The following is a 14,313-nucleotide window of genomic DNA, read 5'->3' as shown; positions in this document are numbered from 1 at the left end:
CAGATGCCGCGTCGCCCAGCCCCGCGACGCCGCCCCCACTTTGCCGGTCGGTCTTACACACTTCCATCCGCAGGCGCATCACCCGCCCGCCTTGCGCGTGTTCGGCGTCCCCGTCAGCCGCAGCATGGAATCGCAACTGATCGACGCGATGCCAGGGCTTCAGCCACAGGCCCGCGGGCCTGTGGCTACCGACGAGTACGCGATGCGCAAGAGCCGTGTCCACAGGGCCGTGCCGGTCGACGTGGAGACCGGATGACCAGCCGACCTGTGGCGCGACCGCGAGGCGGCCACGTCGTAGCCCGGCTGGCCGACAAGGCGCGTACCGCAGGTTCGCGAACTCCGCGGGGTTGCGTCCGCCGGTCTCCGCGCCTCCTGGGACAGGTGTCCTGCATCGAGTGATTGCCGGAAATCACGGGCGTGCTGCCGGGATGACGGCAGGACACACGGCGGCGAGCACTTCGGCGCGTCATGGGGAAGCCGGACCACCGTCAGGGGAAACTTTCGCCATGACCAACGCGATGAAAGCAGTCCTTGAGGGCGGCCCCGACGATCTTCCTGAGCGGATCGTTTCCGTCACCACGCCCGGAGTCGACCTCAAAATCCCGTTCCGTGGTGGATACGAGCATTTCAAGGCGACGACACGTCACCAGGAAACCGACGAGGGCCAATTGCCTGTCTACGAATGGTGGGAGCGCACGGAAGTCCCAGGGTGAGGGTTGTCCCGTAACTGCCCTGGCGTTCCGTCCGTCCTTACAGCATGAGCGATCTCGTTGTCGGCTGCCCTGCCGAGCCGGGATGCCATCGCCGGCCCCGGCCTTTCACGGGCAGCCCGGCTCCCCTCAGGCGGCGAGTCGACACGCCGCGGAGCGCGCGCTCGCGTGTCGCCGACGATGTCGTAGCTCACGTACTCGGAATTGCGGGAACAGTACGCGCCGGCCCGCCACACCACATCCGCGTCGACACGCGCGGCAAGCCTCCCCGTCACCAGCTACCTCAGATGTCATGGAGACCGGACAGAACTCGAAGCCCTGGTCGTGGACCGAGCTGCCTGTTCCTCCCCCAGTCCTCTGACCTCCAGCCCGTCATCACGCGACACGCGACACGCGAAGGCAACCGCGTTCGCGGCAGGGCACGAGCATCTCCACGCAGCGCCGGATTCCCGCACACCCGTCCCGCCGACGCCCCACGGGCTGTTCGACACGGTGCTGGGCTGCGGGCTGCGGGCTGCGGGCTGCCATCATGCGAAAGGGCGTGCCCATGGGGCTGACCAGGCAAAACGCCCAGGATCATGAAAAAGCGGTTTTGCACACATAATCGTGTCTAAGGTGCAACCCCGGGTGCACTCCTCCAGGCAACGGTGCAGGCACCCTTCGGCACAACCCTCACCTCGGCGCCCAGCGGCACGCTCGCCTGTCTGCACTAACCCGGGGCGCGCAGCGAACATCCCACCGCGAAGCTGTGGGCATACGCGTTCCCGCCGCCCCCTCGGCGAAAGACGAAGAAGGATTTCCCGTGCGTCTGTACCGGATAGCACTGTGGGTCACGGCCCCTGTGGCTGTTCCCCTCATGGCGGCACCGCCCGCAGTGACGACGGCCCGTGCCGTCGGCGATACGACGCCGGAGGGCCCCCTCGCCGTATGGCGGGCCGACACAGTTCCGGAGTCGACTGCCGATTCCGCGCTGCCGTTCCCGGCGCTCGGAGCGAGGTCAGTGACATTCCCCCGTGCGGCGCCTCGGCCCGCCATCGTGTTGCGTACGCAATGGCGGGCCGACGAGACCAAGCGCGACCCACATGCCCATTACTCGCAAAGGGTGACTGCGATCTTCATCCATCACACCGATACGCCCAACGGATACGACTGCGCCGACGTCCCGCGTACTCTGCGCAATCTGTATACGGGCCAGATCCGTGACCAGGGATGGGGAGACCTCGGCTACAATTTCCTCGTCGACAAATGCGGCACGATCTACGAAGGCCGCGCCGGCGGTACCGACCGCCCCGTCGTCGGCTCTCACACACTCGGGTTCAACCAGGGCACCACGGGGATTGCGGCGATCGGCACCTTCGGACGAGGCACTCCCGTACCGGCGGCCATGGAGCAATCGATCGCAGCCCTCGCCGCCTGGAAGCTCGGCTTGAACGGCATCGACCCCACCAGCAAGGTGCGGCTCACGTCCACGAACGACAAGAGCCGCTACACCAAGGGCAGTTCGGCCGAATTCGACGCCATCTCCGGCCATCGCGACGGCTTTGCCACCAACTGCCCCGGAGATGCACTGTTCGCGCGACTCCCCGCAATCCGAAGGATTGCTGCCGGCCTCCTCGACAGGTCCACAGAGGCACCCTCTGGTGCCGCCCTGCCCGCTGGCTTGCGGAGCCTCCAACAGACCAGTCATTGACGGCCCCCATCAGGACAAGTACACCTGGAGCGCATCCCCCTGGCATCGCAGGCACCTCAGGTGGACCACGAGCGCGCGGCCGGCGGCGCGGGCGCCGCCCACTCGTCAGGCCCACCAAGACCCGTCTGATGCCGGACCTGGCCTCCCAGCACTTCGCTGAGGCTGCTCGAGCCGGCGCACGTCAGCGGCAAGCGGGCTGTGCAGCGGGTGGCGGGCAGGAGATCGGCCTGCAGGAACGCGCGGCTGACAGCGACCTCCTCGTCTCCGTCGTCGCCGGGGCCGTCCCAGGCGCGGTGCCCTCCCCCGGTCATCCCGCCCGCGTTCACGAGACGCCGGTGAAGTTCTGGACGATCGACGGATTCTTCCCTCTGCCCCCGGGATCTGCCGACGAGCAGCGATGACTGGAGCAGAACAGGCCGTAGCAACGAATCGGGAGCTGAGGCCGGCGGCCCCGGGACCATCCGGGAATGTCCATTCACCGCGTGGCCACACAAGCGCGTGGCACCCGTGGTCCGGCGCTGGGGGTAGCCAAGCTTCTCCCATGGCTCCGATGCGTACACCACGCAAGAGGGCCGTTCCCTGAAGCGAAGACTTTGACTCCGAAGGAGACACCGATGGTTACCAGCGACCTTGTTCTCGTCACAGGAGCCGGTGGCGGCACAGGCGGTGTGAGCCGTATCGTCCTTGAGTTGCTCCTGGACCAAGGAGAGTCGGTGCGCGCGTTGGTGCACCGCAACGACCATCGCGCGGATGAACTGCGCGCACTCGGCGCCGAGGTGGTCGTCGGCGACCTCACCCGGCCCGCCGATGTGGCGGACGCCCTCGACGGTGCCGGCCGGATGTACTTCAGCATGAGTGTGTCGCCGGACTACCTGCTGGCGGCGACCGTGGTGGCCACCGTCGCACGCGAGCACGGCGATCTCGACTGCTTGGTGGACATGTCGCAGATGACGGTGTCCCAGATGACCGCCACCAGTACCACCGAGTCCCACCAGCAGCGGCTGCACTGGCTCTCCGAGCAGGTGCTCAACTGGTCGGGCCTGCCGGTGGTACACGTGCGGCCCACGATGTTCCTCGACAACCCGCTCTTCATCACGCTCGCCGCGCATTCGATCAGGGAGAACGGCACGCTCGCCCTGCCGTTCGGCACCGGCCGCACGTCACCGGTGTCGGCGGGCGACGTGGCACGAGTGGTCGCGACCGTGCTGCACGATCCGGCACAGCACCTGGGTCATGTCTACGAGCTGACCGGACCGCGCACGCTGGACATGAACGGCGTAGCAGAGGAGTTCTCCCGGGCGCTGGGCCGCCCGGTGTCCTATGCGGACGTCCCACTGGACCAGTGGATCACTACGGTGCTCTCAAAGGCAGGCCTTTCGCCGCATGCCGAGCAGCACATCGAGACCATGGCCCGGTTGCACCGTGAGAACCGTTACGACCGCGCGACCCACGAAGTCGAACGCATCACCGGTCAACCAGCACAGACGATCGAGTCGTTCGTCGCCGCGCGCCGGGACTTCTACCTCGGCTGAGCCGATCCCGGGCCCGAGGAACAGCCGACGCAGCCGCCGTCCGTGCGGACACGCCTCACAGACAGCTCGACGAATGCCCCAAAAAAGAACGATGGGGTCCCATGACAGAGACACGCGTGCTTCCGGTCCCGCCATGTCCGCCGCTGACGTACCCCGCACGACACCTGTCTGCTCAGCCACGACCATCACGGCGACGACCCGGACACCGCCGGACGCGCCCTGCCGCCGACCGAGGACATCGTTCTCACGACTCCTACCGGCATCCGCAAGCTCGGGGCAGCGCCCGCTGCCTGGCACCGGAGTCGACCACTCGACTCTCGGCCCCGGGTCGCCCCACGATCGATGTCACCGCCATCCCCGGCATCCTCGGCCCGCCCCTGCGCCCGCCGCTCGTCGGTGCATGTGTGAGGTGTTGTGAGCTGAGCCGGTGTGAGTGGGCAGAGTCACGAGGCTGCCGATGCGGCTTCACACAGGCCCGCTTCCGGCGGTGGCCGAATCACCGCCGCCGAACGCGCGAGAGGAAGATACTGTTGCCCGGCGCAGGCCCTCCCCCGTCGTCGAGGTCAAGCAGCACAGCGCCCTCGGGCCGCCTCAGAGTCGCCGCTTGGGATCCAGCAACTGCTCACGCAACGCGGTGAGCTGGTGCGAGGATTCCACCGCTCGGGTCTCGTCGAGCGTGGCCAGCGCAAGCAGCAGTGCGTCCGCTACGAGCAGCCCCGTCAGCGATTCCGCTGTGATCCCGGTCGGGGTGTGTGGCGCGGTCAGGACCGCCTCCACACGATCCGCATACGCCTCGCCCAGTTCGTCCGTCACGAGTACGACCTTGGCGCCGACCGCACGAGCCCGCTCCATCATGACGGTCAGCTCCACCAGCCGGCGGCCCGGCTGGAAGATCACCACGCTGTCGCCCTGCTCCAGAGCCAGCAACTGGTCCGCGAGGGCGAAACCCGTCTCGGAGACGAAGCGGGCCCGGCGGCCGATCCGGCCGAGCGCCAACGCCAGGTGGCGGGCGCCCGGTTCGGAGGCGGCGATTCCGTAACAGAACACCTCGCGCGCCTCGGCGAGGGCGGTCACCGAGCGCTTCAATGCGTCCGTTTCGGTGAGGCGCCTGGTGTGATCGATGCGGTCCTGGGCCTCGTCGAAGACATCGGCCCAGATGGACTCCAGGTCCTGGCCCACATGCGCGATGCGCTGCTTGAGGCGCTCCTCGGGGGCGACGGCCGCGGTGAAGTCGTTGGCGAGCTCACGTTTCAGGGCGGGCAGTCCCGCGTACCCGAGGCGTTGCAGCGCTCGTACGACGGTGGCGTTGCTGGTGGAGCTGGCGGCCCCCAACTCCTGAGCGCTGGCGAAGAGCAGCTGCTCGACAGGGGCGCTGACCAAGTGCTGTGCAACGGCCCGCTCAGATGCAGACAGACCCTCCCATTGATCGCGAATCGCAGCGCGCAGCCGAGTCACTCCGGTCCCGTTCTCTGGAATTTCCATTACAACCATTGACTTCCGTGTGACCGACGTTACTGTTCCTGGGCAGAACGTTCCAGACGGAACGCATTCTGAAATCGACGTTACAGGATTGTCGTGGTCCTTCGGCGTCGTTCGGAGTGCATTCCAGAGCGAGGAGAAGCATGGCACCCCGCCCCACGGACCCCGGGCCCGCCCGGGTCCTCCCGGTCATCGAGATCTCCGGCAGCCCGCTCCAGCGCGGGCGCCAGTACGGCGAGGCCGTGCGGCCCCAATTGCATGCCGCGCTCGGCTACTACGAGGAGGCCTTCGGGCAGTCCGCAGGTTTGCTCTGGGACCGGGTTACCGCCCGGGCCGCCCACTGGCTGGAGCCAGTACGCAGCTACGCCCCCCACCTCGTCGACGAGATGCAGGGCATCGCGGACGGCGCCGGGGTCGGCCTGTTGGACATCCTCGCCCTGAACGCCCGCGGTGAGGTCATCTACGACAAGTCCTTCGCACAGATGGAAGCCGACGGGCGAGCAAGCGAGGAAGAACCTGCCGAGGGCTGCACCTCCTTCGCCGTCCACGGCGAGGCCAGTGGCGACGGGCACGTCTACGCCGGGCAGAACTGGGACTGGCGGGCCGGCGTCGCCGACACCGTCATCATGATCAGGATTGTCCAACCCCCCAAGCCGACCCTGATCATGCAGGTCGAGGCCGGACAGATCGGCCGCCAGGGCGCCAACTCCGCCGGGCTCGCCTTCAACGCCAACGGCCTCGGCGGCCGATTCAGCGATGCGATCGGGCTGCCCCAGACCGTCGTACGCCGAAGTGTCCTGGACCAGAGCAACATCACCGACGCCCTCGACGTGCTCTGCCGAACCCGGGCCCATATCGCCAGCAATGCCCTGCTCACCTGTCGTGAGGGCTTCGCCATCGACCTGGAGACCACCCCGGCCGGGCACGGCTGGATGTATCCGACCGATGGCCTGCTGGTGCACGGCAACCACTACCAGGCAGGCATTCCCGCCCCGCTGGCCGCCGCCGGCTACCGGCCGATGTCGTCCGATTCCCTGGTCCGCGTCCCCCGGGCCGCGGAAGGACTGAAAGCGCTGCGCGGCTCCGCCGGCCCCGACGAGTCGCGCAAGATCATCCGTCAGGCGATGTCGGATCACCTCGGCCACCCCGAATCCCTGTGCACCCACCCCGACCCGCGCCGGCCGGAGATCGAGCGGTGGACCACCCTCGTCTCCTCCCTGGCCGACCTCACCTCCGGTGACTATCACGTGACCGCGGGCACCCCCTGCGACCGCGAGTACCAGCACCTTCCCTGGAACCTCTACGACGGCCCGTACGGCCAGGACTGACAGGAATTCAGTGATGACCCACACCTCCTCAAGAAGGACGGCCCTGGCCGCGGGCCTCGTCGCGGCGACGATCGTCGCAACCGCAGGCTGTAGCGGAGCAACCCAGAACACTGCAGGCGGCTCCCGGACCGCCGACGCGGCCACGCTCGCCCTCACCCCGACCACCACCCCGGCCACCGGTGAACTCGCCAACGCCAACTGGCTCCTGGAGGACGAGCCGGACTCGCTCGACCTGGACACCCAGGGCTCGAGCGCGGGCCGCGTCGTCCTCACCAACGTCTGCGAACGGCTGTACCAGCTCCAGCCGGACATGTCGACGAAGCCCTTCCTCGCCGAGAAGGCCGAAACCCCTGACGACAAAACCCTCGTACTGACCCTGCGCTCCGATGTCACCTTCCACGACGGCACCCCGATGACCGCCGACGACGTGCTGTGGAGCCTGAAGCGGCACGCCGACCCGGACATGGAGCAGGGCGACGAGTTCGGCAACATCGCCGCGATGCAGAAGACCGGCGACCGCCGGATCACCATCACTTTCAAGGCGCCGGACGCCATGTTCTTCAAGGCACTCGCCGGTGACGCGGGCATCGTCTGGAACAAGGAGCAGGTCGAGAAGGCGGGCAAGGACTTCGGTACGCCGGGACAACCCGACGCCTGCACCGGCCCGTACAGACTGAGCAGTTGGAAGTCCGGCGACTCGATCACCATCGAGCGCTACGACGCATACTGGGGCAAGAAGCCTCTGACGAAGCGGGTCACCTTCCGCTGGGCCGCCGACAGCGCCCTCGTCAACGCCCTGACGACCGGCGCCGCCGACGGTGCCTACGCCGAATCGCCCAACACAGCGGCGGCTCTCCAGGGCAAGGAGGGCGTCGAGCAGCACTACGGTCCCTCCACCGCCTCCCTCGTCCTCATCCCGACCGAGCGCGGCGGACTGAAGGACCCGAAGATCCGCCGGGCGCTCTCGCTCGCGCTGGACCGCAAGGGCATCGCCGCATCCGGCTACGGCGGCATGGTCCAGCCCTGGGGCACCCCCGTCGGCTCCGGCGCCTGGGGCTATGAGAAGCCCGTCTTCGAGGCCGCCCAGAAGGCCGTCGCCTACGCCCCCGCGGCCCCGACCGCCGAGGATCTCGCCGCAGCCAAGGCCCTGGTGAAGGAGGCGGGCGCCGATCCCACCGAGCCGGTAGTGATCGGCACTGACGCCGGCCAGGGCCGTACCGTCGTCGCCAATGCCGTGCGCGCCGCGCTCCAGCGGATCGGGCTCAAGGGGCAGATCAAGACGGTGCCGACCTCGCAGTTCGAGCAGTTCTACAGCGATGCGCAGGCCCGTGCCGACATCGATGTGCTGGTCGGTGACTGGTACATCTCCAAGGCCGATCCCATGGGCTTCTACGACAACGCACTCTCCGACTCCTCCAACAACTGGGTGGGCTTCAAGGACGCCGCGTACGACGCCAAGGTGAAGAAGGCGCTCTCCACGCTCGACGACGCCGAGCGCGCGAAGCTCACGGTCGACATCCAGAAGACGTTCACCGACGCCGCCATCTGGATCTCGGTCGCCCAGGTGCCTTCCGTCCTCGTCCTCAACGAGAAACTGACCGGGCCGCCCGCCTCCATGGCCTACCTCTACTACCCGTGGGCCGCCGAACTCGGCTCGAAGAAGGGCTGAACGCGCATGCTCGCCCGGATCTCCCGGCGGCTGGCCGGACTGCTGGCCACACTCCTCGCCGCCTCCTTCGTCATCTTCGCCGCCGTGTACGCGGCGCCCGGCGACCCCGCCGTCTTCCTTGCCGGTGGTCGCGACAAGCTCTCCCCGGAAAAGCTGGAACTGGTCAGGGCCCAGTACCACCTCGACGAGCCCCTCGTCGTGCAGTACGGGCGCTGGCTCGGCGACTGCCTCCAACTCGACCTCGGCCGCTCCTTCAAGTACAGCGACCAGGTCGCCGATCTCCTGGCCGCCCGCTTCCCGACGACGCTCACCCTCGTGGCGTACGCGACCGTGCTCTTCGTCGTCCTCGGGGTCGGCGCCGGCGTGCTCGCCGCCGTCCGCCGCGGCACCTGGATCGACTCGACGGTCGTCGGCGGGACGACCCTGGCTGCCTCCGTGCCGTCCTTCGTCTCCGCCATCGCCCTGGTCGCGGTCTTCGGTGTACAGCTCGGCTGGTTCCCGGTGACCGGCAGCGGCGAGGGGTTCGCGGGCACCGTGCACCATCTGACACTGCCCGCCCTGTCCCTGGCACTCGGCGCGCTCGCCCTGATCAGCCGTGTGACCAGGCAGTCGATGGTCGATGCGGGCGCGGCCGACCATGTCGAGGTCGCCCGCGCGTCCGGCATCCGCGAGAGGGAGATCGTGGTCCGGCACGTGCTGCGCAACGCGCTCGGCCCGATCGTCACCATGTGCGGCCTGGTCATGGCGGGGATGCTGGCCGGCACGGTCGTCGTGGAGACCGCTTTCGGAATCAGCGGCATCGGCTCGCTGCTCGTCGGCGCGATCAACACGCACGACTTCCCCGTCGCGCAGGCGGTACTCCTGCTCATGGTCACCGGATACATCGTCGTGACCACCCTCGTCGACCTGGTGCATCCGCTGCTCGACCCGCGGGTGAAGGAGGCCTCCGCATGAGCGCACTCACCCTTGATCGCGTCAGGCCGAAGACCGGGAAGGACCGGCGCCCGGTGGGTGTGGTGATCGCCGGCGGGACGCTCGTCGTGGTCGTCCTGGCGGCGCTCCTCGCACCGCTTCTCGCTCCGTACGCCCCCGATGCCATCGACCTCTCCGCATCCCTGGTCGGCACCGGCCCGGAACATCTGCTCGGCACCGACTCCTCCGGACAGGACCTCCTCTCGCGGGTGCTGTACGGGGCCCGCACCAGCCTTGTCGCCCCGATCCTCCTGCTGGCCATCGCCGCCGTCCTCGGCGTCACCCTCGGCACACTCGCCGCATGGCGCGGCGGCTGGGTCGACACGGTGGTCTCCCGCCTCACCGACGTCATGTACGCCTTTCCAGGGTTGCTGTTCACCGTTCTGATCATCGCCGTCTTCGGCACCGGAATGACGACCTCCGTGCTCGCGCTCGGTCTCGCCTACACACCGACCGTCGCCAAGTACACCCGCTCGGTGGCACTCTCCGAACGCCGCAAGCCCTACATCGACGCCTATGGTGTCCAGGGCATGGGCGGAGCCCGGATCTGCGTCCGCTACCTCGTCCCCAACCTCGGCCGTTCGATCACCGGCTATCTGGTCGTGCTGTTCGGCGAGGCCCTGATGTCCCTGGCCACGCTCTCCTATCTGGGCTTCGGCGCCCAGCCGCCCAGCTCCGACTGGGGTCTGATGGTGCAGGAGGGGCAGGCAGCCGTCGTCCAGGGCGCGCTGCTGCCGGCCCTGGTGCCCGGTTTCGCCATCGCCCTCGTCGTGGTGTCCTTCAACGTCGTCGGGGTCTGGGCCGCCGACCGACTCGGCAGCAGGAGGTAAGCCGCATGCTCCTCGACATCGCAAACCTCACTCTGGAACTCCCCGGCACCGCCCGGCCCGTCCTCAACAATGTCTCCCTGCGGGTGGCAAGCGGCGAAGTGGTCGGCCTGGTCGGCGAGTCCGGCTCGGGCAAGTCGACGACCGCCAAGGCAGCCCTGCGTACGCTGCCCGACCGCACGGCCGTCTCCGGTTCGGTACGTGTCGACGGCACGGACGTTCTCGCGCTGGCCGGGGACGCCCTGCGCCGGCACCGGGCCCGTACGGTCGCGATGGTCCACCAGGATCCGCGCTCCGCTCTCAACCCGGTCCGCCGCATCGGCGACTTCCTGGTCGAACGGCTGACGGGGACCGGACTCGACAAGAAGGCAGCCCGCACCCGAGCTGTCGAACTCCTCGGCAAGGTCGGCCTCTCCGACCCGGAGCGCCGGTTCCGTCAACGCCCGCACGAGCTCTCAGGCGGCATGCTCCAGCGCGTCGTCATCGCGGGTGCGCTGGCCGCCGAGCCCAGGCTGCTCCTCGCCGACGAGGCGACCAGCGCCCTGGACGTCACCACCCAGGCCGAGATCCTCGCACTCCTGCGCACCCTGCGGGCCGATCGGAACCTGGGGCTTCTGTTCATCACACACGATCTCCAACTGGCCGCTGCGTACTGCGACCGGGTGTACGTGATGTACGCGGGCCGGGTCGTCGAGGAGCAGCCCGCCGGCATCCTCTTCGACCGGCCCCGTCACCCGTATACGAAGGGACTGCTGGCCTGCTCTCCGACGCTTGGCGAGGGGCAACGGAATATCCTCCCGATCCCGGGGCGCCCGCCGTCGCTCGCGGACGCGTTCGGCGGCTGCGAGTTCACCGACCGCTGCCCACATGCCGAACCGGAGTGTTCGGCCTGGCGGCCCGAGCCGGTGCAGCTGGACGGCGAGGGCACCGCGACCTGCCGCCGCCTGCCCGTGCTGACGGGTCCGGACACTGAGAAGAGGAGTGACCGATGACCACCGCAACGCCGGAGGCCGCGCCACTGCTGGCCGTGGCCGGACTGCGCAAGACATACGGGCTGCCCGGCGGAGGCCGCCTCACCGCTGCCCACGGCATCACCTTCACCGTCCCGCCGGGCGGCTCACTCGGAATCGTCGGCGAGTCCGGGTCCGGCAAGACAACCGTGGCCCGGATGCTGGTAGGTCTCGTACGTCCGGATGCGGGCAGCGTCTCCGTCTCCGGACAACCCCGCGCCTTGCGCACCCCGCGCGGCCGGGATGCGCGGCTGGCACGGGCCCGGGAGATCCAGATGGTCTTCCAGGATCCGTATGTCTCCCTGGACCCCCGCCTCACCGCCCGCCAGTGCCTCACCACGGCTCTGCGTCTGCACGGCCGGGAGAAGACCGTGGCCGACGAGCTGCTCGACCAGGTGGGACTCGGCACCCGGGAGGCGGAAGCCAGGCCACACGGTCTTTCCGGCGGCCAGCGGCAGCGGCTGGCCATCGCACGGGCGCTGGCGGTCGACCCGAAGGTATTGGTCCTCGACGAGGCAGTGGCCGCGCTGGACGTCTCCATCCAGGCGCAGATCCTTCAGCTCCTGAGCGAGATCCGACGGGACACCGGGGTGGCTCTCGTCTTCGTCAGCCACGACCTGGCGGTCGTCCACCACATCACGGACGAGGTCTTGGTGATGCGCCGCGGAACGGTGGTGGAGCAAGGACCGACGGCCGAGGTGCTGGCCGGTCCGCAGGACCCGTACACCCGGCTGCTGCTGGCCTCGGTGCCACGAGCCGGCTGGAATCCGGCGGATGCGGTCAATGCCCGGGCCGCCATGGCCTGAGCCGCTGACCGAGGGCAACGGGTGACGCAGGACTCGTCACTCGCCACCCTGCGCCCGGTCCGCGCACGATAGAGATCGACTCAGACTCCGAAGAGTTCCGCAGCCAAGTCGCCCAGTGTCGCGATGTCTTGCAGCGGGAGAAGCGCCGCTACCGGCTCAAAGACGTCCATAGTGTGATGCTGGGCGACGCCGCGCGCCTGGCGATGCAGGGCGAGACCCATCGCTTGGCGCGCGAAGTCCTTCTCCACCGGCCATTCGCCGGCATCCAGGAAGGCCCGCAGCAATGTCTTGTCGCAGCGGAAGACGTCGCGGTGCACCTGACAGAGTTCGTAGTGCCGGTCGGTCACCATGGTGTCGCCCCAGTCGATGATTCCGGCGAATCGGCCGCCGTCAAGGAAGGTATGACGCGCTGTCAGATCACCGTGCACGACCACACGGTCGAAAGGCCGGAGTTCATGGAGATAGGTCTCGACCTGCGCCACCAGGTGCGCCGGTAGCGAACTCCGCGCGCAGGCCGCTGTCACGTCGAGCGCCGGCAGGTCGAGATCGCTGACGATGCCGGAAGGGCTGAGATCATGCACCCGCCGGACCTGACGTCCCAGTTCCCGAGCGATCTCCAGCCGTTGTTCCGCCGTCACCTCAGTGGTGCTCTCCAGAGAGACCCCGGGCATCCGCGTGGTAATCAAATACGGCCACGGATCAGCCGGATCGTCGAACAGCCGACCTTCACCGAGCAGCCTGGGTGCGGCGATGGCCGAGTCTGTGGCCAGCAGATTCTGTGCCGCGCGCTCAGCGACGTGGCCCCCGCGCCACGAGGGCAGGCGACCGAACAGCTTCACCACGATATCGCCGTAGATGTAAGTGGGAAACGTTCCGCCGGTGCCGGACACCGCTTCCTCGCCCGGGACGGACAGACCGTGGCGTTTCAAGATCTCGGCGATGTACGGCTGCCAGAAGCCGAGATCCTCAAGATGCAGTACGTAGTCACGTGTCGACGCGAAGTGCGGAGGCGTGGTCATCGGACGAGTGTGGCGCGCGCAGAAGGGCCCGGCAAAGGCATTGGATGGGTCGGTGGGTGATGAGGCAGGGTGGCGAGGCCGCGGAAGGCTTCGTGGATCTCGCCGCGTTCCGTACGAGGCGACTTTCGACAAGAACCTGAGCGTCGGACCTCGTGCCGACACCGGCCTCTGCCGGGATATGCGCTCTCCCAGCGGGCCGGGGCCATCAGCGCGGGATGCAGCCGCCGTCCGTGCTCCGTAAGCTGGTGGACGGCGTCGGGGCGGACGGACTTCACCCCTGCCCACTACACGCAGCAGGTCCGCGAAGCGATCACGGCGGCCATCGACATCTGCATCTACATCTGACCTCGGCGCTCGGCGTCACGCCGGGCGCCGGACCGGCTGCTCAACGACGCAACGCTACTGATGCCCCTGACACGGAGCCATTCATGACCACACCGCGGGACCTGTTGATCGCCGCCATGGACATGGCGGCCAGTCGCCCTGTGGCGCGAGGCGATCTGTCGCTTGCGCTCGCGGGAGCCGAGGTGATCGACCTCCTGAGCGCCCAGGCCGTCAGACTGGACGGCGATCAGATCGTGCCGAGCCACCCGCCGGCCATGGCTGATCGCCTGTTGGATGAGGCCGCATCGTCGCTCGTCCGACAGGCACCGTACGAGTCGCTCGAAGACTGGCTGTGGCGCAGAGGCCGCGGCCTGTCCACGGCCTATCTGGACGCCCTTGAGGCGGAAGGGCAGCTCACTCGGCAACGCCGCCCCCGCTGGATGCCCTCCGTAGCCAGTAAGCTGGTGTTGGTCGATTCACCCGCTCGCCGCGAGGCGGCCGAGCGCTGGACATCGGATGAGCCCGTACTCGCCGCCCTTGCAGCGGCCGTCGGAATCCGTGACAAGCCGATTGGCGAATCCCCGTGCGTGGCCGACGATGCTGTGGCGACGGTGCTCGCCGCCGTTGATGACGCGCTGAGGGATCTGGAGTTCCAACGGCAACGGCGAGCCCTCGACGAGGCGGCCTTCGACAACGTCTGGCGAGGCGAATAACGAAGGCATACGCGATGTCGCAGGCTGTGTGGAGACGGCGCCCGGACATTTCGCGTCGGTCGGCGGCACCACCGGCCGGCCCGGCCCATCCGGCACCAGCAGCTGCTTCCCCCGGCGGTTACGTCCATCCGGCCCGGGGCACTCACGACCTGCAACGAGGCACAAGTGCGGTCCGCATGCGACCACGGGGGCGGGAAAGGGCGATCAGGGCCCTGTCCGTACCGCTTGGGCGGG

The 14,313-nt window shown here is 68.4% G+C and carries 13 protein-coding genes; 11 read left to right on the top strand and 2 right to left on the bottom strand.

Annotation, left to right across the window (positions count from 1 at the left end):
- From GA0115254_RS45300 to GA0115254_RS27410, 4 genes are all read left to right on the top strand, one after another.
- Nucleotides 1–256 (top strand): hypothetical protein (locus tag GA0115254_RS45300; RefSeq protein WP_218105586.1); only part of this gene is annotated, 256 nt, incomplete at its 5' end.
- Between the two features lie 250 nt (nucleotides 257–506).
- Entirely contained in the window at nucleotides 507–713 is a 207-nt protein-coding gene (locus tag GA0115254_RS27425; RefSeq protein ID WP_093897961.1) for a DUF5988 family protein, read from the top strand.
- Nucleotides 714–1,812: 1,099 nt separating this feature from the next.
- Entirely contained in the window at nucleotides 1,813–2,400 is a 588-nt protein-coding gene (locus tag GA0115254_RS27420; RefSeq protein WP_370740950.1) for a peptidoglycan recognition protein family protein, read from the top strand.
- Between the two features lie 614 nt (nucleotides 2,401–3,014).
- Nucleotides 3,015–3,932, top strand: a complete 918-nt coding sequence (locus GA0115254_RS27410) for an NmrA family NAD(P)-binding protein (protein ID WP_093897959.1) — start codon at nucleotides 3,015–3,017, stop codon at nucleotides 3,930–3,932.
- Nucleotides 3,933–4,523: 591 nt separating this feature from the next.
- Here the strand turns inward: GA0115254_RS27410 and GA0115254_RS27405 are convergent.
- Nucleotides 4,524–5,414: a MurR/RpiR family transcriptional regulator gene (locus GA0115254_RS27405; RefSeq protein WP_093897958.1), complete on the bottom strand. Its 891-nt coding sequence runs from the start codon at nucleotides 5,412–5,414 to the stop codon at nucleotides 4,524–4,526.
- Nucleotides 5,415–5,554: 140 nt separating this feature from the next.
- Here GA0115254_RS27405 and GA0115254_RS27400 point away from each other — a divergent pair, with 140 nt between their 5' ends.
- The 6 genes from GA0115254_RS27400 to GA0115254_RS27375 are packed head-to-tail and all read left to right on the top strand — an operon-like array spanning nucleotide 5,555 to nucleotide 12,023.
- Nucleotides 5,555–6,739 carry a C45 family autoproteolytic acyltransferase/hydolase gene (locus tag GA0115254_RS27400; protein WP_093897957.1) on the top strand — a complete coding sequence of 395 codons (1,185 nt, stop codon included), beginning with the start codon at nucleotides 5,555–5,557 and terminating at the stop codon, nucleotides 6,737–6,739.
- Nucleotides 6,740–6,752: 13 nt separating this feature from the next.
- Complete coding sequence (locus GA0115254_RS27395; protein WP_093897956.1) at nucleotides 6,753–8,408, top strand: ABC transporter substrate-binding protein; 1,656 nt, start codon at nucleotides 6,753–6,755, stop codon at nucleotides 8,406–8,408.
- Between the two features lie 6 nt (nucleotides 8,409–8,414).
- Nucleotides 8,415–9,362 carry an ABC transporter permease gene (locus GA0115254_RS27390; RefSeq protein WP_093897955.1) on the top strand — a complete coding sequence of 316 codons (948 nt, stop codon included), beginning with the start codon at nucleotides 8,415–8,417 and terminating at the stop codon, nucleotides 9,360–9,362.
- On the top strand, nucleotides 9,359–10,210 hold the full coding sequence (locus GA0115254_RS27385; protein ID WP_093897954.1) for an ABC transporter permease: 852 nt from the start codon (nucleotides 9,359–9,361) through the stop codon (nucleotides 10,208–10,210). Before GA0115254_RS27390 ends, GA0115254_RS27385 begins: the two co-directional genes overlap by 4 nt.
- A gap of 5 nt (nucleotides 10,211–10,215) precedes the next feature.
- On the top strand, nucleotides 10,216–11,199 hold the full coding sequence (locus GA0115254_RS27380) for an ABC transporter ATP-binding protein (protein ID WP_093897953.1): 984 nt from the start codon (nucleotides 10,216–10,218) through the stop codon (nucleotides 11,197–11,199).
- The gene (locus tag GA0115254_RS27375; protein WP_093897952.1) at nucleotides 11,196–12,023 is read left to right on the top strand and encodes an ABC transporter ATP-binding protein; all 828 of its coding nucleotides are present in this window, start codon (nucleotides 11,196–11,198) and stop codon (nucleotides 12,021–12,023) included. Before GA0115254_RS27380 ends, GA0115254_RS27375 begins: the two co-directional genes overlap by 4 nt.
- An 80-nt stretch (nucleotides 12,024–12,103) precedes the next feature.
- On the opposite strand, the gene GA0115254_RS27370 is transcribed toward GA0115254_RS27375, so the two are convergent.
- Nucleotides 12,104–13,042 carry a phosphotransferase family protein gene (locus tag GA0115254_RS27370; RefSeq protein ID WP_093897951.1) on the bottom strand — a complete coding sequence of 313 codons (939 nt, stop codon included), beginning with the start codon at nucleotides 13,040–13,042 and terminating at the stop codon, nucleotides 12,104–12,106.
- 428 nt (nucleotides 13,043–13,470) lie between these two features.
- On the opposite strand from GA0115254_RS27370, the gene GA0115254_RS27365 reads away from it, so the two are divergent.
- Nucleotides 13,471–14,079, top strand: a complete 609-nt coding sequence (locus GA0115254_RS27365) for a GOLPH3/VPS74 family protein (RefSeq protein ID WP_093897950.1) — start codon at nucleotides 13,471–13,473, stop codon at nucleotides 14,077–14,079.
- The last annotated feature ends 234 nt before the right edge of the window (nucleotides 14,080–14,313 follow it).

The sequence above is a fragment of the Streptomyces sp. Ncost-T10-10d genome (assembly GCF_900091955.1).
Taxonomy (GTDB): Bacteria; Actinomycetota; Actinomycetes; order Streptomycetales; family Streptomycetaceae; genus Streptomyces.
Note: the sequence above shows the minus strand (reverse complement) of the source record. Positions and strands in the feature narration are given on the sequence as shown.